The organism is Serratia sp. JSRIV001 (genome assembly GCF_019968745.1).
Lineage (GTDB): Bacteria > Pseudomonadota > Gammaproteobacteria > Enterobacterales > Enterobacteriaceae > Chania > Chania fonticola_B.
Genome location: NZ_CP074147.1, coordinates 2,942,230 through 2,964,053, shown reverse-complemented (window position 1 = coordinate 2,964,053; position 21,824 = coordinate 2,942,230). Strand labels below are relative to the sequence as shown.

The following is a 21,824-nucleotide window of genomic DNA, read 5'->3' as shown; positions in this document are numbered from 1 at the left end:
GTTGCGCCATGCCCATTATTCAGCGCAGCGGTCGTCCGCCATCCACACCGTGAGTGCGCCCGGTAACGTAGCGGCTGCCCATCAGATAATCCACCAGATTGACCACTTCGCTTTCCCCTGGGGCGATCTGCATCAGGGATTTGGTCAGTGCCTGCTGACGATAGGTTTCATCATCACCGGTGTTGAACATGATCAGCGCCGGGGCGATCGCATTCACTTTGACTTCGGGGGCCAGCTTGCGGGCAAAGGAACGGGTCATATTATCCAGCGCGGCCTTACTGGCGGCATAGGCAATGTGCTTGTCGCTGCCTTTCTCCACCACATAATCCGTCAGGTGGATGATATCGGCACCGGCTTGCCCTTGGCCAAGCAGGCAGGGTTCCAGCAGTTGGTTTAGCAGGTAGGGCGTGTAAACGTGGATCTGGAGCATCGAAGCCATCACCTGTTCCGGCGGAGTATCGGCCGATTCTGCCAACCAGGCACTGGCGTTATGGATCACGGCACGCAGCTTTGGGGCGACCTGTTTCACCTGATCGGCAAAACGATAGATCCCTTCGTGGGCAGAGAAATCGCCCTGCAGGCAGATCGCACCAAGGTCTTGGAGTTCGGCTAACGCCGGGTATTCACTGCGATAGGCAATAATGACCGGAACGCCCCGTTGTAAGAACGACTTGGCCAGAGCCAGCCCAATTCTGCGGGCACCGCCGGTGATCAGCACAGGGGCCGAGTTGTGAGAGACCATCGAGTAAAGCTCCTGAGCAAACTGGCAAATATTAAGGTAATTATGCCATTATACGTCAGAAAGCGGATAACGCTTGCCATCGATAACATTTCAGCACTGGCCACCAGAAGGGTAACGAAGATGAACAACGATCATCTTGCATTCGTCGCGCGCAGTGAGAGAGTCTGTTTTGACTACACCCATTTTTTATCTGCTTCCTGCAAGAAGCAGTGGCGCTTTATAGATGCAATCTATGGTGTGATGCCCATTTTTGGCATGGTCGTGAAATCGCGCGTGGCAGACTCACGCTCGCGTCAGGATCAGTTGAAAGAGTTGGCGTTACAGGTGGTTTCGACGCAGGTCAGCGATGAGGTCAATATTATTCGCCTGATCGATCTGGCTCGGCAGCAGCGTTTGGTGGTGTTTGATATTCAACTGCCGTATCCGCTGGCGGCGGAGCAGTTGGACGCCATTGAGAAAAAGTGCGGCGAATCAGTGCTAGTGACGCAGGTGGGTGAGAGGATCACCATTAACGCCCAACCGGTGCCTGGCAATTAACCGGGTGAGGTCACCCGGTTAATTGAGTCGATCAATGCAACATAAACCATCCGGCCGGGAGGGTTGCAGCCAACAGCAGCATAACGGTGCCTTTCTCTAGTCGGTTGAGCAATTTCACCTCCTGATGTCCACTGCGGGCATACATAAACACCAGCAAGCCAGGTGCATACAGCAGCACCGACATCAACAGGTGCATCAGACCTGAAGCATAGAGTAGCCACAGCCCATACAGGCAGGCACCGCTGGCGGCGAAAATCAGCCGCTTATCCTGCCGCTGACGGGCCACCTTGAACAGGAAGGCTCCCACCAGGAAATACGGCACCAGGATCATCTCGGAAGCGATGGTCAGCAGCGAATTGTAGTTGCTGCCGGTTAGCCAGATAATTACCAGCGCAATTTGCACCGCACCATTGGTCAACCACAAAGAGGCTGACGGGGCGTGGTTCTGGTTTTGCTTGCGGAAAATTTTGGGGAATGCGCCGTGTTGAGCGGCCAGCAGAGGCACTTCGGCCGCCATGATGGTCCAGCTCAGGTAGGCCCCGCAAACCGAAACGATCAGGCCAGTGGCGATGATCACATCACCCCAAGGGCCGATCAGGTCAACCATCAGCACCGCCATTGACGGGTTGCGCATTTCAGCCAGCTCACTGCGTGGCACCACGCCGAGCGACAGCAGGGTGATCACCAGATACACGGCTAAAGCGGAAATCACGGCCAGCATGGTGGCGCGGCCAACGTCCTTTTTCTGCCTGGCGCGGGCGGAAACCACTACGGCTCCTTCAACACCGATAAACACCCATAAGGTGATGAGCATGGTGTCTTTAACCTGCTGCCAAACTGGCGTACCAAGAGCAACGCCGTGGAAATCCAGCGTGAAGGTATCCATGCGGAACGCGATAGCGGCCAGCACGGCAAACAGGCCGAGCGGCAGCAACTTGGCGAGGGTGGCTACCAGATTGATACTGGCCGCCGTTTGCACGCCGCGCAATACCAAGGCGTGGACGATCCACAGCAACAAGGATTCGGCGATCAACGCCTGCCAGGTGTTGCCATCGCCCAGGATCACCGTGCCGCTGCGGTCTGTAAACAGGCTTAGTGCAGCAAACACGATCACCAGATAAGAAACGTTGGCGATCACCGCACACAGCCAGTAACCCCACGCAGAGCAGAAGCCCACCAGTTCGCCAAAGCCTTCTTTGGCGTAGGTGAAGATGCCACCATCCAGGTCGGGGCGCAGGCGGGTCAGTAACAGCATGGCAAACGCCAGGAACAGAATGCCGACGCCGGTGATGGCCCAACCAATCAGCAAGGCCGCCGGGCTGGCAACCTCGGCCATATTCTGCGGCAGGCTAAAGACGCCTGCGCCCAGCATTGAGCTGAGCACCAAGGCGGTTAACGCGGTAAGACCAAGTTTTCTTTCCAATGATGGATCCCGAGACAGAATAAACAACTATGCGTTCCGTGCAGGCCAGCCATAACGTCATGGCAATTACCGCAAGGGCAGGTAATAGAGCTAAAAATTGGCGCAAATTCTAAGGGGAGATGCTTGCAGATGCAATGATTGGTTATGCGCAATGGATAAAAACTTATTCAGCAGCGGCATAAAAAAAGGCTGCACGGTGGCAGCCCTTCGATCAAGGTGACAGCTGGGATTATTTGAACAGATCGGCGCTGACGGTCAGGTTGCCGCCGCTCTTGTTCTGCCACTGGCGCGTCACATGGTAGTACTTGGCGCCTTTCTCTGCGGCACGTTTCGCCACTTCGGTAGAGACGTCGGTCATGCTGTTGAAGTGGCCGGTAAAGGTCACGGAATCAAACGGCACCATCTGCGCGGCGGTGACGTTATTCACTTCCTGAATTTTTGTGCCGTTCGGCAAGGTTACAGTGTAACGCTGGCCGGTAGAGGTCTGAGTTTCGAAGAAGCGGCCAACGTCGCGGGCTGGTGAGCCGGAAGAGGCGACGCCTGGGATCTCGACCTTGGCGGCTTCTGCACCACCAGCAGCCAACATGGCTTTACCGGCTTCAGAATCGGCAGGTACGGCATCCGGGCTCTGCACCACACGCTTCGGCGCATCGGCTTTATAGATGTAAGCGGTGATGAACTGGTTGCCGCCCTGGTTGGCATCCACCTGACGCACGATAAAGAACGAGGCAGCGCCTTTCTTCTGTGCGGCTTTGGAGATGGCGTCGTTGATGTCTGGCTGGCTGCGGTAGAAGCCGCTGACGGTGACGGTATCGTAAGGCTCAAGCAGGAAGGCTTCGTCTTTCGGCAGTTCTTTCACGCCGTTAATCACGCGGTATTTGGTCTCTTTGCTGACTTCTGGGGCATCTTTATGATAGACGTCTGCGGTGACGCGCCAGTTGCCGCCATTGTTGCTGTTGTTGATGTCCTGGATATAGAAGGCGTCGGCCCCCATTTTATCTGCACGGCGGGATACGGCATCGGCAGCTTCATTGATGGCAATAAAACGGCCGGTAATGGTGATGCGATCAAACGGCTTGATGGCCGCTGCTTTCTCAGGAGTTAACTCTTGCGCGGCATGCACAGACAGCGCAGTAAGTGATAACAAGGCTGATGCGATGATCGTGGTCTTCAGCTTCATAAAAAATCCTTTCGCCAAGCGCAGTAACGTTGATAACGTGCTGAACAGTTTAGGTGTAATTCAGCCGCAGATTATGCCATGTAACCTTAGCAGGTGTCTCAGCATTTTATGTGATGCGATGCGACAAAGCCGAGCCACACTAGATGAGCCACGTTGGGCCAACAGGTTATAAGTTTCAATAATAAAGCGTTTAATCTCATTAATGTTAATTATTCACAATTTTATAACTTTTATGCTCGCTGTCCGCGGCTGACAGGAAATGGCTTAGGGCGGGTTCTGCACAATAGTGCGTTGAAAAGGGCCTTCCGGACAGTTTTTGCATCCAGATTTGAGATTTGTCATAGCCTTAGCTGCATTTTTATGTAAAAACTGACGGGTAAACGTAAGCAATTATGGATCATCGATCACATTTTCAGTAGGTTATAGGTGGCACCTTAATTTGCTGACAGGCAAGGCTGATAAAAAACTTGCCAGCCGGTGCTATCGCTATGGGTAACACGATAATAAACATCATCAGAACAGGTGAGAAGGGAACATTATGCGTATTGGTGTACCAAGAGAACGGTTGGCCAATGAAGCCCGAGTTGCAGCAACGCCGAAAACGGTAGAACAACTGCTGAAACTGGGCTTTACCGTCGCGATCGAAAGCGCGGCGGGAAAACTGGCAAGCTTTGAAGATGCAGCTTATCAAGCCGCAGGGGCGACAATTACCGATACAGCCGATGTGTGGCAATCGGATCTGATCCTGAAGGTTAACGCACCTCTTGAGGAAGAAATTGCGTTAATGCGTGAGGGCAGTACGTTAGTCAGCTTTATCTGGCCAGCACAAAACCCAGAATTGATGGCGAAGCTGGCGGCCCGCAACGTGACCGCTATGGCCATGGATTCCGTGCCACGTATTTCACGTGCACAGTCCATGGATGCTCTGAGCTCAATGGCCAATATCGCCGGTTATCGCGCTATCGTTGAGGCGGCGCACGAATTCGGGCGTTTCTTCACCGGCCAGATCACCGCCGCCGGTAAAGTTCCCCCGGCCAAAGTGATGATCATTGGTGCTGGGGTTGCTGGCTTGGCCGCTATCGGTGCGGCTGGTAGCCTGGGGGCGATCGTTCGCGCCTTCGACACCCGCCCGGAAGTGAAAGAGCAAGTGCAGAGTATGGGCGCAGAATTCCTCGAGCTGGACTTTGAGGAAGAAGCAGGCAGCGGCGATGGCTATGCCAAAGTGATGTCTGAAGCCTTTATCAAAGCGGAAATGGCGCTGTTTGCCGCTCAGGCAGAGGAAGTAGACATTATCGTGACCACGGCGCTGATCCCTGGCCGCCCGGCACCAAAGCTTATTACCAAAGAGATGGTGGCTTCCATGAAGCCGGGCAGCGTGATTGTCGATCTGGCCGCGCAAACCGGTGGCAACTGTGAGCTGACCGTGGCCGATCAGGTGACCGTTACCGAAAACGGCGTGAAGATTATCGGTTATACCGATCTGCCAAGCCGCTTGCCGACGCAGTCCTCACAGCTATACGGCACCAACCTGGTGAACCTGCTGAAGCTGTTGTCGAAAGAGAAAAACGGCGAAATCAATATCGATTTCGAAGACACCGTGATCCGCGGCGTGACCGTAGTTCGCGATGGCGAAGTTACCTGGCCAGCACCGCCGATCCAGGTCTCCGCCCAGCCTAAGCAGGCTGCCGCCGCGCCAATCGAGAAAGTTGAAAAGAAACCAACCTCACCAATAGTGAAATACGGTCTGATCGCACTGGCGATCATCCTGTTCGGTTGGTTTGCCAATTCGGCACCGAAAGAGTTCCTGTCTCACTTTACCGTGTTTGCGCTGGCCTGCGTGGTAGGTTACTACGTGGTCTGGAACGTCAGCCATGCATTGCATACCCCGTTGATGTCGGTCACCAACGCGATCTCAGGGATTATCGTGGTCGGTGCGTTGTTGCAGATTGGTCATGGCGGCTGGGTGAGTTTCCTCTCCTTTGTCGCGGTACTGATCGCCAGCATCAACATTTTTGGTGGATTCACCGTCACTCAGCGCATGCTGAAGATGTTCCGCAAAAACTAAGGGGTAGCAAAAATGTCTGGTGGATTAGTTACAGCTGCATACATTGTTGCCGCTATTCTGTTTATTTTCAGCCTGGCCGGTCTTTCGCGCCATGAAACGTCCAAGCAGGGTAACCTGTTCGGCGTGGCCGGGATGGCGATCGCGTTGATCGCCACCATCCTCGGGCCGGATTCCGGTAACGTGGGCTGGATCATTATCGCGATGATCATCGGTGGTTCCATTGGCGTATATCTGGCCAAGAAGGTCGAAATGACCGAAATGCCAGAGCTGGTGGCGGTGCTGCACAGCTTCGTGGGTCTGGCTGCGGTGCTGGTCGGCTTCAACAGCTACCTGGATCACGGTACGGTGGCCATGGAACCGGTGATGGAAAATATCCATCTTACCGAAGTGTTCCTCGGCATCTTCATCGGTGCGGTGACCTTTACCGGTTCTATCGTGGCCTTTGGCAAACTGCGCGGCATCATCTCTTCCAAGCCGCTGATGCTGCCTAATCGTCACAAGCTGAACCTGGCTGCTCTGGTGGTTTCCTTCCTGCTGATGGTGCTGTTCGTGCGTACCAACAGCGTTGGTTGGGAAGTGTTCGCACTGCTGATCATGACCGTGATTGCTCTTGGCTTCGGCTGGCATCTGGTTGCGTCAATCGGTGGGGCAGACATGCCGGTGGTAGTGTCGATGCTGAACTCCTACTCCGGTTGGGCAGCAGCGGCGGCAGGCTTTATGCTGAGCAACGATCTGCTGATCGTGACCGGTGCGCTGGTCGGTTCTTCCGGTGCGATCCTGTCGTACATCATGTGTAAAGCGATGAACCGCTCGTTTATCAGCGTGATTGCCGGTGGTTTTGGTACCGATGGCTCCTCAACCGGCGACGCAGAAGAAATGGGCGAATACCGCGAAACCACGGCGGAAGAAGTGGCCGAACAGCTGCGTAACTCCACCTCGGTGATCATCACCCCAGGCTACGGCATGGCGGTGGCGCAGGCGCAGTATCCGGTTGCGGAAATCACCGAGAAGCTGCGCGCGCGTGGCATCAAGGTGCGCTTTGGTATTCATCCGGTGGCGGGTCGTTTACCGGGCCACATGAACGTGCTGCTGGCGGAAGCCCGTGTGCCGTACGATGTGGTGCTGGAAATGGACGAGATCAACGATGACTTCCCGGACACTGATACCGTCCTGGTCATTGGTGCCAACGACACGGTGAACCCGGCGGCGTTGGAAGATCCGCGCAGCCCAATTGCTGGTATGCCGGTGCTGGAAGTGTGGAAAGCGCAAAACGTTATCGCGTTCAAACGCTCGATGAATACCGGCTATGCCGGTGTGCAGAACCCGCTGTTCTTTAAAGAGAACACCCAGATGCTGTTTGGCGATGCCAAGGCCAGCGTGGAAGCGATCCTGCGCGCGCTGTAATATCACTGTAGGAAAAACACAATGCCAGCCACTTCTCAGTGGCTGGCATTTTTTTATCGAACTGACCCCTCACCCTAACCCTTATGTCTTGATCTTCTCCGCCTTAGCGGAGAAGATCCCCGACTGATCATCGGGAGATAGCCGGTGAGCTCCCCCTAACCCTAGTGCCTATGAGCCCGTGGGAGAGATTGTGCCCCGGCTGTCTATTTCCCTGTCGCCTTGTAGACCGAACGGTATCCTGTGCCTATGAGCACCTACATATAAGGATGGTCCGGCGATAAATTTCAGACATGGTTATGGAGTGCCATAATGCGTAGAACCCCTGTCGGCGTTGATATCGCTAAACACAAATTTGATGTCGCCGTACTGCTGGACAATCAGAAGTATAAAACCAAAAAGTTTGCCAATACCCCTTCTGGATGCCGCGAGTTCGCAGCCTGGTTGAGCCGCTTTGGCGACTGTCATGTCTGTATGGAAGCCACCGGGAGCTACAGCACGGAACTGGCCACTTATCTGGCAGACAACAACTACCACGTCAGTCTGATGAACCCGGCGTGTATCCATTCCTTCGGCAATACAGAACTGGCCCGGAACAAAACGGACAAAAGCGATGCAGCGATGATAGCCCGCTACTGCGCACTGCATCAGCCTGCCCCGTGGTTCCCAGCCCCGTTGAGCGAGCGCCAGTTGACCGCGTTGGTCAGGCATCTTAAGAACCTGGAAGAGATGCGTCAGATGGAAGAAAATCGCCTGGAGGTGGCCGAAGCAGTCATCGTCCCTTCACTCAATGAGCACATCGCCACGTTGGATGAACTGATACGAGAAACGAAAAAGAAAATCAGTCAGCACATCGATGATAACCCTGACCTGAAACGGGACAGCGAGTTGCTAAAAAGTATCCCTGGAGTGGGAGAGATGCTGAGCTCCAGCCTGCTGGCCTTCGCAGGAAACCTGCGTCGGTTCACCAGCAGCAAGGCCCTGGTAGCGTACGCAGGACTGAATCCACAGCGATGTGAGTCGGGGATGTTTAAAGGGAAAAGCCGGTTATCGAAAGTGGGGCACGGTGAGCTGCGAAGTGCGTTATACATGCCCGCGGTAGTGGCAGGCCAATACAATGTTGTGGTTAAAGACTTAACAGAAAGGCTGAAGTTGCGTGGGAAGTCGGGCAAAGAAAGAGTGTGTGCGGCGATGCGAAAGTTGCTGCAACTGGCCTATGGTGTGGTGAAATCAGGAAAGACATTTAATGCGGAAATACCGCTTGCCGGATAGCCGACAAGACGGTATCTCTCCCACAGGGAGAGGGGACCGATCGAGTTGGGCTGAAAGTGTAGTAACTCACTTTGAATGAGGACCGATCGAGTGTGTTTGAAATGGTAGTAACCCACTTTGAATGAGGACCGATCGAGTGTGTTTGAAATTGTAGTAACTCACTTAGAATGAGGACCGATCGAGTTGGGCTGAAAGTGTAGTAACTCACTTTGAATGAGGACCGTTCGAGAGTGTTTGAAATGGTAGTCATTCACTTTGAAGGAGGAGCGATCGAGTTTGCTGAGATGACCTCTTTACTTCCAAAAGCGCAGGGGCTAACAGCTCCCTCTCCCTGTGGGAGAGGGTTGGGGTGAGGGGATGCTATTGGCCGTAATAGGCGTTCTTGCCATGCTTGCGCAGGTAATGCTTATCCAACAGCACCTGCTGCATGTTGCCAATCCCCGGCGTCAACTGCCGCGAAAGAATCCCCATATAAGCAATTTCTTCCAGTACGACCGCGTTGTGCACTGCGTCATGCGCATCCTTGCCCCAGGCAAACGGCCCATGGGCATTGACCAGCACCGCCGGAATGGCGCTTGGGCTGATGCCGCGCTGGCGGAAGGTTTCAATAATCACCTTGCCGGTATCCAGTTCATAATCGTGCTCGATCTCGTCTGCGGTCATCAACCGGGTGCAAGGGATCGCGCCGTAGAAATAGTCGGCATGAGTGGTCCCCCAGGCAGGGATATCCAACCCGGCCTGTGCCCAGATAGTGGCATGGCGTGAATGGGTATGCACGATGCCGCCGATGTCAGCAAACTCGCGGTACAGCGCCAAATGGGTAGCGGTATCTGAAGAAGGCTTCTTGTTACCCTCAACTCGTTGTCCATCGGCCAGATTGACTACCACCATATCCTCCACCTGCATATGCGCATATTCCACGCCGGAAGGCTTGATCACCACCAATCCGCGTTCACGATCAACGGCGCTGACGTTACCCCAGGTAAAGGTCACCAGCTTGTGGCGCGGGAGGTCGAGGTTGGCCTCCAAAACCTGCTGTTTGAGCTGTGGCAGAGTTAGCATGTCATTCCTCCTTGCTGCATTTGTTGTTCAATCCAACGGCGGGCTTGCACGATCTCGGCAACCGGTTCGTCGGCCTTTTCGGTCCACATCTCAATCAGGAAAGCGCCGCGATAGTTGAGCTGCTTCAACGTGCGGAACAGGGCGACAAAATCCACACAGCCTTCACCGAATGGCACATCGCGGAACTGACCCGGTGACGTCTCAGTGACCGGGAAGGTGTCTTTGAGGTGAATGGCAGCGATGCGGTCAATGCCGAGCTGCAATTCTTGCGCGACGTCGTTACCCCAGGCGCTAAGGTTGCCAACGTCTGGATATACCGTGAACCAAGGGGAAGCCAGTAGGGAGTCCCAGCTTTTCCACTTGCTGATGGAACTCATGAATTCGGTATCCATAATTTCGACCGCCAGCATCACCTGTGCGGCAGCGGCACGTCCCACCGCCCATTGCATACCCTCGGTAAAGCGGGCGAGAGTTCCTTCGTCCTGCTGCTCGTAATAAACGTCATAACCCGCCAACTGAATGGTGCGAATGCCAACGTCTTTGGCCAGTTGGATAGCCTGTTCCATGATCAGATAAGCCTGTTGCCGCGTGGCTTCGTCATGGCTGCCAAACGGGAAACGGCGATGGCCGGAAAGGCACATCGAGGGGATGCTGATGCCGGTTTCCAACATGGCGCTGACCAGCGAAAGACGCTGCTCTTTGCTCCAGCTCAGACGTGCCAGCCGTTCATCACTTTCATCGATCGACATCTCGACAAAATCAAAGCCGCAGGCCTTGGCCAATGCCAGCCGCTCTGGCCAGCTCAGGTGTTTCGGCAGCGCTTTTTCGTAAATTCCCAACGGATGCTGGCGCATATCAAGATCTCCAAATGTCATCAATGGCGGTATGAAACTGACGTGCGGCCACCACCGGATCGGCAGCCTCGGCCAGCGCACGCCCGGCAATAAACGCCGTCACGGCGATGTCTTTAAACAGCGGCAAATCGGCCGGGACGATCCCGCCGGTAACCGAAAGCTCAATCCCCAGATCGGACAGCGCCTTCATGGTGTCCAGATCTTGTTGACCCCAGGTTTGCCCGCTGGCCTGAGCATCGCGGCCACGATGGTAAATCGCCTGTTTGATACCCAGATCGCGCCAGGCTTTGGCATCTTCCAGCGTCCAGCGGCCAAACAGTTCGATCTGGATTTCGCCCCGGTAGCGTTCGGCCACCTCCAGCGCGCTAGCCATGGTGGCTAGGGGAGCTGCACATATCACGGTCATCCAGTTGGCGCCCTGCGAAAAAGCCTGTTCGGCCAGGGTCGCTCCGGCATCGGCCACCTTCAGATCGGCGACCAGCGTATGTTGCGGGCAACGTTCACGCAGGGCGCTCACGGCCCGGATCCCTGAGCTGATGCATAAAATGGTGCCTGCCTCGATGATGTCGACGTACGGATGCAGACGGTCGACCGTTTGCAGAGCGGCATCCAGCCGGGTGTGATCGAGCGCCAGTTGCAGGCGCGGTTTGATGGTCATAAAGCCTCCTTAAAGTCGCCGTGTTGCAGCGTTTGTAGCGTGGCAACCAGCGCCTGATAACGTTGGTATTTGCGGTGGTAAACATCCTGAGCAGCGGGATCTGGCAGAACGGTTTCGATGCGTGGAGCCAATGCCCGCTGCGCGGCGGCAAAGTCGCTAAAAGCACCGGTTCCCACCATGGCGGCCATCGCCGCGCCCAGACAGCCGGTTTCTTCCACCTGCGGCAACTCGACCGGTAAGCCGCTGACGTCGGCAAACATTTGCATCCAGGGGGCCGATTTAGCTGGCCCCCCGGTGACGCGCAGTGCCTTGGTCTGGGGGAAACGTTGCCGCATACGGTTCAGGTGGGTCATATGGCAGAACACCACGCCCTCGAAAATCGCCTGGACCAGATGTTCGCGCTGATGGAAGGCCTGGATGCCGTAGAAGCTGGCACTCAATCCCAGCCCGGCGTTGGAACCATAAAGGAAGGGGGCAAACAGCAACTGGCTGCCAGCCTTGGGCAGGTCTGCCACCCAGCGGTTGAGTTGCGCGTAGTCGTGCAAGCCCCATTGCTGGCAAAACCACTCCAGATTGGCAGCGGAGGTAGGGCTGGCTTCGTGAACGATGTATTTGCCTTGCTCAGCGTGGCGGCCATAAACGAACGGATAGCCGGAGTCGGAAGCGATCGTTGCGGTTATCCCACTGGTGACCGACCAGGTGCCCATCACCGCGTTGAGTCGGGTTTCATCCTGCAGCCCGGCACAGAGTGCGGTGGATACCACGTCAAACAAACCGCCCACCACCGGGGTGCCGATTGGCAAGCCGGTGAGCGCCGCGGCTTCAGCACTAACGCGCCCGGCGACCTCGGCAGAACCGACAATTGGCGGTAGGGCTGTCACGATCTCGTCGATGCCAAGCAACTGTGCCAGTACCGGGTCATAACAGCCGCGCTCCATCTGATACAGGTTGGATTCGGAGATATTGGTTTCTTCACAGGCCAGTTCGCCCGTCAGGCAGTAGCGCAGGTAGTCATGCGCCATCAGCACGCTGCCGATCTGGGCGTAGCGCTCGGGTTGATGCTGCTTGATCCAGCGCAGCAACGAAACCGGATGGCCGGTCCATAGCGTCTGACGAGTTTGCTCGTACAGGGTTTGCGGCATGCACGCTTTTTGCCAGGCCATCACCTGTGCCAGTGCCCGCTGATCGGAAGACAGAATGGCGTTGCCTAGCGGTTTCCCCTGCTTATCCAACAGGAACACGCCTTTGCCCTGGGCCGAAATCCCCAGCCCCTGAACGGCTGCCGCGGCGACACCGTTATGTTCCAACACCTCGCGGATCACGCTGGCGGCGGTTTGCCATAGTGCGGGCATATCCCGTTCCGCCCAGCCAGGCTGTGGGGCGACGATCGCCAAATTACGGCGAGCAATGCCCAGTTCTTTACCTTCGGCATCATACAATCCGGCCTTGATAAAGGTGCCGCCGCAATCGAGCCCGAGCCAGTATTTCATTGCTCGCTCCCGGCGACCTGGTCGCATTTGTTGGGTAACATCAGCGCCAGCATTGCGGCGATCGCCAGTGAGGCTGCCAGGCTATAGACGCCAACGTCCTTGTTGAACAGAGTAATCAGCACGCCAACCATATAAGGGCCGCAGAAACCGCCGAGGTTGCCCAAGGCATTGATCACACCGCGTGCGCCACCGGCCACTTCAGCGTTGAATAATTTGGGGGGAATAGTCCAGAACACGCCTGCGGCCGCCTGAATAAACACGCCGCAACCGACTAACGCGGCATAAGACCACCAGATGTGATCTTTCATCAGTACGGAAAGCGCCATGCAAATAGCAAAGCAGGCCAGCGGCAGGGCAACGAACACTTTGCGTTTACCGGTGCGATCGGACAAGGTGGAAACGATCAGCATGCCGAAAATGGCGCCAATGTAGGGCAGCACGGCAAGCCAGCCCACCTGTTCCATATTGCCGTTGGTCAGGCCCTTCAGAATGGTGGGCAGCCACAGGGTGTAGCCGTAGATCCCGGTTTGGTAGAAGAAGTTAACCAGGATCAGTTGCCACATGATCCGGTCGCCCAGCACGCGCCGCAGCGAAGCATTGCGCACCGTTTTGCCTTTGATCAGCAACTGTTCGTCATGCAGGGTTTTGATCAGGTAGTCTTTTTCAGCCTGTGAGATCCACTTGGCTTCCTGTGGGCGGTTGCTGATGGTGAAACACCATAACGCCATCACCACCAGTGATAGACCACCTTCTACCAGGAACAGCATGCGCCAGTCCCAGGCGGTGATGATCCAGCCGGAGAGCGGGGCGGTGAGGATACCGGCGATCGGCACGAACATGATCACGATGGCATTGGCGCGGCCACGTTCCTTGTCCGGGAACCAGTTGCTGATCATGGTCAGCACTACCGGTAGCATACCGCCTTCTGAAACACCCAGAGCAAAGCGCAGGAACAGCAGTTGGTATTGATTGGTCACCAAACCGGTCAGCACCGAGATCACCGCCCAGGCCAGCAGCGACCAGCCAATAAACTTTTTGCCGTTACCGTTAACCGCCAGCTTGCCGCCGGGCACTTGCAGAAACAGATAACCGATGAAGAAGATGCCGCCTGCCAAGCCGGCCATGGAGGCGGTGATCCCCAATTCGGCGTCCATGCCGCCAGGCATGGCGAAGGCGATATTAACGCGGTCCATATAAGAAATAATGCAGGTGATCAGAATAGGCGGCACAATTCTCAGCCAGCGTAATTTGGGTATGGCCTGACTTTGGCTAACAGCAACAGAAGCAGTATTCATGTTATTGATACCTTCGCATATGTAGGGGGCTCGGAATAAATCCGTATTATTGTTTACCGTTTTATGGGTATTATGTGATGTTCTATCTTATTGGTGTCGTAATTAGGCCGCTGCTTAATGCCAAGGCGTTGATACCATCCTTGATAATAGCGATCCGTTGTTCAATACTTTCTTGTGCCGAGGTGGACAGTAATTTGATACCGGCATAGTTTAATTCTGCCAACGGAGCCTGATTAAATAATTGCCGAGCACTGTCCAGCGTCATTAAGGATTCATGGCAAACATAATGGCTCCCATCGAATGGGGCAAAGGGCGCATGCGTATCCTCCCATTCGCCATAAGCACCGTGGCTGGCGGTGCCGGAGAACATCAGGGCGCTCAATAACCCTGCCTGTTGACACTGTTTCACCTGTTGTAAAGGCAGGAGGTCATTATGCCCCTCAATAGCAGAGCGGCCCCAGTTGATGGCCAGGGTTAGCGTATCGCCAAAGTGGCGGTTAATCGCCTGTGCCGCGATGAGCTCATCTTCCAGCGTCAGGAAACCCTTGCGTGGCTTGGGCCCGGTCAGTGCATCGCAGTGCTCAATCACCAAATCGCATTCCCAGTGCCAACCGGCAATGTCTTCCAATGAGGCAATGAAGGCCTGCCGCGCCGCGGCACTGTCTTTTTCCTGCCGGTTGGGGGCCGATTGAAGCTCCAGGGCTACCACCTGTTGGCGACCGGCGCGATCGTTGGTGCGCTTAACTTTGTCATGTATTGAACGGATATAATCCACCGCTGCCCGGCGCTCCTCCTCATTACGGGCGGCGAGGCCAAAATCCCGCCCGCTGCCGCGTCGTTGCATGGTCCCCATTACTGCTGTAAGCACCAGTTGCCAGTGGCTGGGGATCTGCTTAAGCAAGAAATCGTCACCATAAGGATGCAGTTCGTCCAGGCAAGGCTGCTCCAGCCCACGGATCAGCGGCAGTTCAGCCAGCCGATCCCAGAATTGAACTTCCTTCTCACGTTCGAGCTGATGAAATGAAGGGGCGCAAGGATAAGCACCAATAATAAAGCCCGGCGTTGTGTTTTCCATATTTTTCACCTGATATTATCGCAATCAATGAAACGGCTAAATTCACGTTATGAGACAGTCTTTATTTCCTCGTGCTGGAAAGTAATGTTATCGGTATTTTCACTACCACCTTTCTGATATCGCAGGACGTTTGATTAATACAGGCAGGGCGATGGACATCCTGCGGATAAAATACCGCAAAATTACCGGGCTGCATGGTTAACCAGGATTCGTCTTCTACGTCCTGATAGAAAATAATGTCACGCTGCGCTAATAATTCCTGATGAATAACGTTATTTCCTCTGTCTGCTGCAACGCCTATTAATTCAGTGCCGCTTACCAGGAACTGCACGTCGATATTTTTACGGTGTACTTCAGGGCGCAACTCATCTTTATGTTGCGTGTGAAGATCCAGCACCTGCACTACATAACCGGTTTGCGGATCCTCATAACGCCCGGCAGACAGAATGGTAAAGTCGGTGTTCTGCAAATAGGCCACGGCTTTGGCAATCGCCGGGGGGTAGTGTTCTGCTGCCGTATGGGCAATATGGCCGAAGATCATAAACAGCTCCTTAAAGTGCCTGAATGCGGGCCCAGACGCGATCGTCTACCGGGATGCCTTCGCGTTGATTTTCGGCGCGGACGTGCGGGAAGCGGTGGCCTGGCAAGCGAATGGCGACTTCTGGGTTATCACGCTCGGCGCTGGTAACGTAATCCATTATGCGCTGCAGCTTTTCATCACGGGTTTTGCCGTCGATCAGGCGGTCGATCTCAATGGCGATAAACACCTGCGAAATGCCGTATTCATCACGGTTATCTTCGGTAACATCTGCGACTGATGAACCGCCAGAGAGCAGGGTAGCGATCATATCCAGCACTATCGACAGCGCAGACCCCTTCCAATAGCCCATTGGCAAGATACGCCGATTTTCCTCAATGGTGGCCGGATCGCGCGTCAGGTTGCCGTCGTTATCGAATCCGCCGTCTACCGCCAGTTTTTTGCCCGCCAGGCGATTCATTTCCAGCGCGCCGTAGGAGAACATCGACATCGACATATCTACCATGGTGATCGGGTTACTTGGCACGGCGACGATCAACGGGTTAGTGCCGATACGGCACTCTTTAGCCCCCCAAGGCGGCATGACGGCGATCGAGTTAGTCCAGCAAATGCCGATATAGCCTTGTTCTGCAGCTTGCCAGCCGTAACCTCCGCCACGCATCCAGTGGTTGGCATTACGCAACGCCACCAGGCCAATCCCGTGTTGATCCGCCAACTGCATGGCACGATCCATCATCTTGCGGGCGGTGAGGTTGCCAATGCCTTGATGGGCATCCCACTGTTCGATGGCGCCTAACGACAGTAGCTTGCTCGGTTCGGCGTCAGGCACGATATCACCTGCGTCCAACTGCTGAATGAAGCGTGGGAAGCGGTTGACCCCGTGGGAATAGACGCCGCTTTCGGTGGTATCGGCAAACAGAGTGGCACACTCATCTGCCGTGGTTTCCGCCACTCCCCGTGCCAGCAACACGCGTTTGAATTGCTGTTTTAACTCGGTATAGCTCACTCTCATACTGCTTCTCCCTTATGGTGAACTGGGTGTTTTGTGTTCTTTTAATTTCAATATGCGAAATTGCATTTCAAATAAATGCTATACCCCTGTCGGGATGAAGTCAAAGCCAGAGTGAAGTAAATTTTTATTGAAAAACAGTCAGTTAAATTAACCTGGTGATTATGTGATCGGCAACACAGTTTGAGGGTACTGACGTGCTACAGACGTGACAAAGCAGGGAGAGGCGAACTCCCCCTGCGTGATGACCAGCCCATGATTACCCGTGGGTATTCAGGACAATGCGGTACAGCGATGTGGTGGCGGTAATGTAGAGCTCATTGCCTTCCGGCCCGCCGAAGGTACAGTTGGAAACGCACTCCGGCACCGGGATTTTGCCAATTTGTTCCCCTTGAGGATTAAAGATAATCACGCCATCGGCACAGCTGCAAAACAGATTACCGGCGCTATCCAGGCAGAAGCCGTCCGGGATCCCCGGTGCGACCTGGGCAAAATGCCTGCCAGCCTTCAACTCCCGTCCTTCCACCTGATACACCCGCAGTTCGCGACGTCCAAGAGTAGGGAAGTCAATAATCGACATATCCGCCACGTACAGCAGGCTTTCATCCGGAGAGAAGGCCAGGCCGTTGGGCCGCTGCAGATCGCTGGCGGCAATGTTCAGCGAGCCATCACGGGGATCGAAGCAATACAGATAGCAGCCGATCACCTGGCTTTCCGACTTGTAGCCCTCTTCATCGCCGATGATGCCGTACGGCGGATCGGTAAACCATAATGTGCCGTCGGAGCGCACCACGATGTCATTTGGTGAGTTGAAGCGTTTGCCGTCCACCCGGTCGACCAGCAGTTGTACACTGCCGTCGTGCTCGGTGCGGCTGATACCCCGTCGCCCATGTTCACAGCTGATGACACGCCCCTCGGCATCACGGGCGTTACCGTTGGCATAGTTGGATGCCGCTCGCCATACGCTGAGCTCGCCATTACGGGCCCAGCGGAACATGCGGTTGCCTTTTACATCGCTGAATACCACCGCATCCTGCTGTGGTAGCCATACCGGGCCTTCGGCCCAAACGGCGGGGGAACACAAACGTTCCAGTCGTTGTTCGATCATCTCAGCCTCCTGATTACTTCACGCCCCAAATCGTTTTGTAATGCCCCTGATAGTCATTTTGTGGGTCATACATGTTATTTGGGCCACCGTCATTGGCGATATTCTCGCGGGTGACCAGATGGGCCGGAGTCACGTAACCGGAAGGTGCCTGCTTGGCGAAGGCACGGTTAAACTCATCCAGCAACTGCCAGCCGTGCAGTTTCAGCGGCTCGGGCACGGTGGCCGACTGGCTGTCACCGGAACGAATGCGTTGATAGGCAGAAATGGAGCCGTCACCGGCCGAGATATTAAACGGCGCATTGCTGCCGCCTTTACCGGCAGTTTTCAGCGCCGGAGCCATAAAATCGAAATACAGATCGTTGATCGCCAGCGCGTACTGGAACTTGTCACCGTATTTCTGCAACAGGCTGAAGGTCATGGCTGGCATGCGGCTGGCGGTGTCTGCCAGCGGGGTGTCGATAAACTCCACCAGCTTACAGCCGCTGCATTTGGCCACTTCTTCTTTCATCACGTTGGCCTTGTCCAGAGCGATTTGGTACAGCGAATCGGTAAAGATCAACACGCTGGCCTGCCCACCGGATTTCACGACCGCGTACTGTGCGGCGATGCGTGCTACCTCATTAGAGTCGGAAGTGACGTTATAGAACACATCGTATTTGGCGATGGGGCCAGGCTCTGGCACTGCATGCCAGGCCGTCAGAACGATCCCCTGAGCCACCGCCTTTTTCAGCGGGATTTTAGCCACGTTAGGGTTCCAGCCGCCGATCACGATCCCGTCTGGCTTTTGGGCAATGGCCTGATTCAGCGACGACAGTTGGTCTTTCACCGAACCACCGCCGTCCAGCGTTTCCAACTGCCAGCCCGCCACCTTGGCTGCTTCGCTCAGCCCTTGTTGCACTCCTTGCACGCCGCCGTTTTTCATGTCAGAGGCAATAAAGATGATTTTCTTGTTCGCCTGCAACTGCGGCCCGCTGGTAGGGCCATCCCATTGGGTACTGCTGGCCGTGGCTTTGGCTACCGCCGCCGTGGCCTGATCGAGATAGGCATCTGCCCAGGCCGGTGAGGTGGCCAACAGCAGAGTGGTGATCCCGGGCAAAATCCAACAATGTTTCATGGCTGTGCTCCTGATTAAGGATTGATCGCTTTTTGGTTGTTGTTGTCGGCAGATGCCGCCTGACTGCGTTGTACTGCTTTCTGATTGAGTAACCGACGGCGTTGGGCATAACCGGCCAATGTGATGGACAGCAGCAGCGTTGCGCCGTTGAATAACGGTTCGACCCAGAACTCTCCACCAAACTGTTGGATCCCCGCGATGCCGATCGCCAGAATGGCAATGCCGACCACGGTGCCCCAGACGTTCACTCGGCCTGGACGAATGGTGGTACTGCCGAGAAATGCCCCCACCAGGGCGGGTAACAGGTAATCCATCCCGACGCTGGCCTGGCCTACGCCCTGTTCGGCAGCGATCAGCACGCCGCTAAAACCGGTGAGCACGCTCGAGGCGATAAAGGCGCCAATGGTAAAGCGATTGACCGAAATACCGTTGAGCCGCGCCGCAGCCGGATTGCCGCCTACCGCATACATGCACCGGCCCAGCGGGGTATGTTCGGTGATCAGCCACAGGATGACGGCGACGATCAGCACATAGAAGGCCACAATCGGGATCCCGGCGATTTCGGTGTGATGCAGGGCGATAAAGGCGTCGGGCAGGTCGCCGACAATCTGCCGCCCGCCGGAGTGCCATAGCGCCAGCGCATACAGCACGGTGCCTGAACCCAGGGTGGCCACGAAGCTGTCGATATCCGCCAGCGCTACCAGGATGCCGTTAAGCAGGCCGTACAGCGCGGAAATGACCAACACGGTCAGCACCGCCATCTGCCAGGAGAAGCCATATTCCACCTGTAAGGTGATCGCCAGAATGTGCCACAGTACGATACCGAAACCGACGTTCAGGTCGATCTTGCCGACGATCATCGGAATGGTGGCCGCCAGCGCCAGCAGGGCGATCTTGGCCTTGCTGGAGAGGATCGCCTGTACCGTCAGCATCGAGGCGAACGACGGCGTGGTGAGCGAGAAGACGATCACTAACGCAATACACAGCAGCAGCAGGCCATAACGGGTAATGATTTGCATCAGCCATGGACCAACGCCGTCCTGTCCCAGGCTGACGCGCTGTTCCAGCGCCGTTGATTTGACGGACGTTTTATTCGACATGGTATTCCTCCACAACGGCTTCCCCAGCGCTGGCAGAGGCCAGCTCCAATAAATTGGCGAACGAGACTTGTTGGTTCTTCAATTCGCCCACCACTTTCCCCCGGTTAAACACCAGGGCGCGGTTACAGATATGCGCGATCTCTTCAAAATCGTTGGAGATCACCAATACCGCCACGCCGGCTGCCAGGGATTTATTTAACAGATGATAGATTTCGGCGCGGGCGCCCACGTCAACCCCAGCGGTAGGGTCTTCCAGGATCAGCAACGGTGCCGCAAGATGCATCCAGCGGGCCATCACCACTTTTTGCTGATTGCCGCCGGACAGGGCGCTGATATCGATATTGACGTCCTTTGGCCGCACGTCGAACAGTTGTACCTTCCACCAACTGGCACCGATTTCGGCTCGGCGGCTATAGCGCGAGAACAGCTTATGGCCGCTGGCGCAGGGGTTGATAAACAGATTTTCCCGTACGCTCATCGACATCACCAGGCTTTCGCCGGTGCGATCGCCAGCGACAAGCGACACTCCACAGGCCATAGCCTGCTGCGGCGTTGTGGCTGAGTAAGGTTTATCGCGGAACTGGATTTCTCCGCTGTCCCGTTGGCGCAGGCCAAACAGCAGGCGGCCAATCTCCTCCTGGCCAGCGCCGCGTAGCCCGGCAAGAGCGAGCATTTCCCCCGGCTGCAATTCAAAGCTGACCGGGCCGATATCCCCGACGGTGATGTTATGCAGTTGCAATACCGGCGGCTGGTGCTGCGGCAGCGGTTCACGCTGATCTTCCGCCATCGCTTCACCCACGATCATCTGCACCAGATCGCGCAGGGAATAATCGGCGGTATTGCCCCCGGCAACGTAGCGCCCGTCACGCATCACGCAAACCCGATCGGCAATTTCAATCACCTCATCCAGGCGATGGGTGACGTAAATCATGCCGACCTTTTTGTCACGCAGCCGGTTGATCACCGCAAACAGGTGGCGTACGTCGTTGGCGGGTAGGGAAGCGGTAGGTTCATCCAGCACCAGCAGTTCGGCATTCACCGCCACCGCCCTGGCAATGGCCAGCAATGACTTTTCCGTGCGGGAAAGCTCAAATACACGTGCGTCTGGGTCCAGGGCAATCCCCACATCCTGCAAGGCTTCCAGCGCACGGCGGCGAATGGCTCGCCAGTCGATCAGCCCGAAACGGCGGGGAAACCCCATCACCAGCGCCATGTTCTCCGCTACCGTCATCCATTCAATCAGGCCCAGATCCTGATGGATAAAGGCAATCGGCTGGCGGCTATCACTTTTAATCGCCGCCGCCGAGGCAATGCTGTTACCTTGAAAGTGGATATCGCCGCCATCGCGGGGATACACTCCAGCCAGGACTTTGATCAACGTGGATTTACCCGCGCCGTTTTCCCCTAGCAGCGCCAGCACTTCGCCGGGCATCACCTGTAGGCTGACGTCGTTAACCGCGATGTTGCCGCCAAAACGCTTGACGATATGGCTGAGCGTAAGAATGGGTTGATCCGCATTGCCTTGAGTCATGTGATGCACCCCTGTGTCGGTTCGCGCCATCAGCGCGATGCCAATAAGTGAACTTCTGCTGTTTAAATCAACTTTAAATTTCAACATGCGAAATCAGATTTCAAAAATAATATGCCTAACGTCGAGCTAAAGCAAAGCCGGGACGGTTTTAATTCTCCTTAATAAACAATGGATTATTTTTAATTTTGTCAATTTGTGACGCACAACTCACTTATAAGGTTGCCGGAATGTTGCGGGTTTTAACCTCACTACTGAAAATGATACGGCGTTCCAACTTCACCTGATGCGGCCCTTGGAGTAACATTCTCCCCCAGTAGGTCCGCTTCTTACGCCGTGGCAACGGCTGGCGGCTCAACAATGGAGAGACTTC

At 55.5% G+C, this 21,824-nt stretch carries 19 protein-coding genes; 4 read left to right on the top strand and 15 right to left on the bottom strand.

What is annotated here, in order from left to right; all coding sequences use genetic code 11:
• Positions 1-19: 19 nt before the first annotated feature.
• Entirely contained in the window at positions 20-742 is a 723-nt protein-coding gene (folM, locus tag KGP17_RS13545) for a dihydromonapterin reductase (RefSeq protein ID WP_059200903.1), read from the bottom strand.
• Between the two features lie 120 nt (positions 743-862).
• Here folM and KGP17_RS13540 point away from each other — a divergent pair, with 120 nt between their 5' ends.
• On the top strand, positions 863-1,279 hold the full coding sequence (locus KGP17_RS13540) for a hypothetical protein (RefSeq protein ID WP_059200902.1): 417 nt from the start codon (positions 863-865) through the stop codon (positions 1,277-1,279).
• A gap of 31 nt (positions 1,280-1,310) precedes the next feature.
• Here the strand turns inward: KGP17_RS13540 and KGP17_RS13535 are convergent, their stop codons facing one another.
• Positions 1,311-2,702 carry an amino acid permease gene (locus KGP17_RS13535; RefSeq protein WP_021806499.1) on the bottom strand — a complete coding sequence of 464 codons (1,392 nt, stop codon included), beginning with the start codon at positions 2,700-2,702 and terminating at the stop codon, positions 1,311-1,313.
• 229 nt (positions 2,703-2,931) lie between these two features.
• Positions 2,932-3,882, bottom strand: a complete 951-nt coding sequence (gene ydgH, locus KGP17_RS13530) for a DUF1471 family protein YdgH (protein ID WP_021177865.1) — start codon at positions 3,880-3,882, stop codon at positions 2,932-2,934.
• Positions 3,883-4,420: 538 nt separating this feature from the next.
• Here ydgH and pntA point away from each other — a divergent pair.
• The 3 genes from pntA to KGP17_RS13515 all read left to right on the top strand — a co-directional run bounded on the left by pntA (position 4,421) and on the right by KGP17_RS13515 (position 8,620).
• Positions 4,421-5,947, top strand: a complete 1,527-nt coding sequence (gene pntA, locus KGP17_RS13525) for a Re/Si-specific NAD(P)(+) transhydrogenase subunit alpha (RefSeq protein WP_071683463.1) — start codon at positions 4,421-4,423, stop codon at positions 5,945-5,947.
• Between the two features lie 12 nt (positions 5,948-5,959).
• On the top strand, positions 5,960-7,351 hold the full coding sequence (gene pntB, locus KGP17_RS13520) for a Re/Si-specific NAD(P)(+) transhydrogenase subunit beta (RefSeq protein WP_021177867.1): 1,392 nt from the start codon (positions 5,960-5,962) through the stop codon (positions 7,349-7,351).
• Between the two features lie 309 nt (positions 7,352-7,660).
• Positions 7,661-8,620, top strand: a complete 960-nt coding sequence (locus KGP17_RS13515) for an IS110 family transposase (RefSeq protein ID WP_059199085.1) — start codon at positions 7,661-7,663, stop codon at positions 8,618-8,620.
• 360 nt (positions 8,621-8,980) lie between these two features.
• Here the strand turns inward: KGP17_RS13515 and araD are convergent, their stop codons facing one another.
• The 12 genes from araD to KGP17_RS13455 all read right to left on the bottom strand — a co-directional run bounded on the left by araD (position 8,981) and on the right by KGP17_RS13455 (position 21,454).
• Positions 8,981-9,682, bottom strand: coding sequence for an L-ribulose-5-phosphate 4-epimerase (gene araD, locus KGP17_RS13510; RefSeq protein WP_223497750.1), 702 nt, complete (start codon positions 9,680-9,682; stop codon positions 8,981-8,983).
• Positions 9,676-10,536, bottom strand: a complete 861-nt coding sequence (locus KGP17_RS13505) for an L-ribulose-5-phosphate 3-epimerase (RefSeq protein ID WP_021806496.1) — start codon at positions 10,534-10,536, stop codon at positions 9,676-9,678. Before KGP17_RS13505 ends, araD begins: the two co-directional genes overlap by 7 nt.
• Before the next feature lies 1 nt (position 10,537).
• Complete coding sequence (gene ulaD / locus KGP17_RS13500; protein ID WP_223497749.1) at positions 10,538-11,194, bottom strand: 3-keto-L-gulonate-6-phosphate decarboxylase UlaD; 657 nt, start codon at positions 11,192-11,194, stop codon at positions 10,538-10,540.
• Positions 11,191-12,684, bottom strand: a complete 1,494-nt coding sequence (locus tag KGP17_RS13495; RefSeq protein ID WP_223497748.1) for an FGGY-family carbohydrate kinase — start codon at positions 12,682-12,684, stop codon at positions 11,191-11,193. The genes ulaD and KGP17_RS13495 overlap by 4 nt, the downstream gene beginning before the upstream one ends.
• Positions 12,681-13,979, bottom strand: a complete 1,299-nt coding sequence (locus KGP17_RS13490; RefSeq protein WP_021806493.1) for an MFS transporter — start codon at positions 13,977-13,979, stop codon at positions 12,681-12,683. The genes KGP17_RS13495 and KGP17_RS13490 overlap by 4 nt, the downstream gene beginning before the upstream one ends.
• A gap of 82 nt (positions 13,980-14,061) precedes the next feature.
• A complete protein-coding gene (locus KGP17_RS13485; protein WP_223497747.1) occupies positions 14,062-15,054 on the bottom strand; it encodes a DUF4862 family protein in 993 nt (330 codons plus the stop codon).
• Positions 15,055-15,115: 61 nt separating this feature from the next.
• The gene (locus KGP17_RS13480; RefSeq protein WP_223497746.1) at positions 15,116-15,595 is read right to left on the bottom strand and encodes a YhcH/YjgK/YiaL family protein; all 480 of its coding nucleotides are present in this window, start codon (positions 15,593-15,595) and stop codon (positions 15,116-15,118) included.
• 10 nt (positions 15,596-15,605) lie between these two features.
• A complete protein-coding gene (gene yiaK / locus KGP17_RS13475; protein ID WP_223497745.1) occupies positions 15,606-16,604 on the bottom strand; it encodes a 3-dehydro-L-gulonate 2-dehydrogenase in 999 nt (332 codons plus the stop codon).
• Between the two features lie 256 nt (positions 16,605-16,860).
• Complete coding sequence (locus tag KGP17_RS13470) at positions 16,861-17,709, bottom strand: SMP-30/gluconolactonase/LRE family protein (RefSeq protein WP_059200895.1); 849 nt, start codon at positions 17,707-17,709, stop codon at positions 16,861-16,863.
• 13 nt (positions 17,710-17,722) lie between these two features.
• The gene (locus tag KGP17_RS13465; RefSeq protein ID WP_021806488.1) at positions 17,723-18,823 is read right to left on the bottom strand and encodes a substrate-binding domain-containing protein; all 1,101 of its coding nucleotides are present in this window, start codon (positions 18,821-18,823) and stop codon (positions 17,723-17,725) included.
• A gap of 14 nt (positions 18,824-18,837) precedes the next feature.
• Positions 18,838-19,923, bottom strand: coding sequence for an ABC transporter permease (locus KGP17_RS13460; protein WP_059200894.1), 1,086 nt, complete (start codon positions 19,921-19,923; stop codon positions 18,838-18,840).
• On the bottom strand, positions 19,913-21,454 hold the full coding sequence (locus KGP17_RS13455) for a sugar ABC transporter ATP-binding protein (protein WP_223499599.1): 1,542 nt from the start codon (positions 21,452-21,454) through the stop codon (positions 19,913-19,915). Before KGP17_RS13455 ends, KGP17_RS13460 begins: the two co-directional genes overlap by 11 nt.
• Between the last annotated feature and the right edge of the window lie 370 nt (positions 21,455-21,824).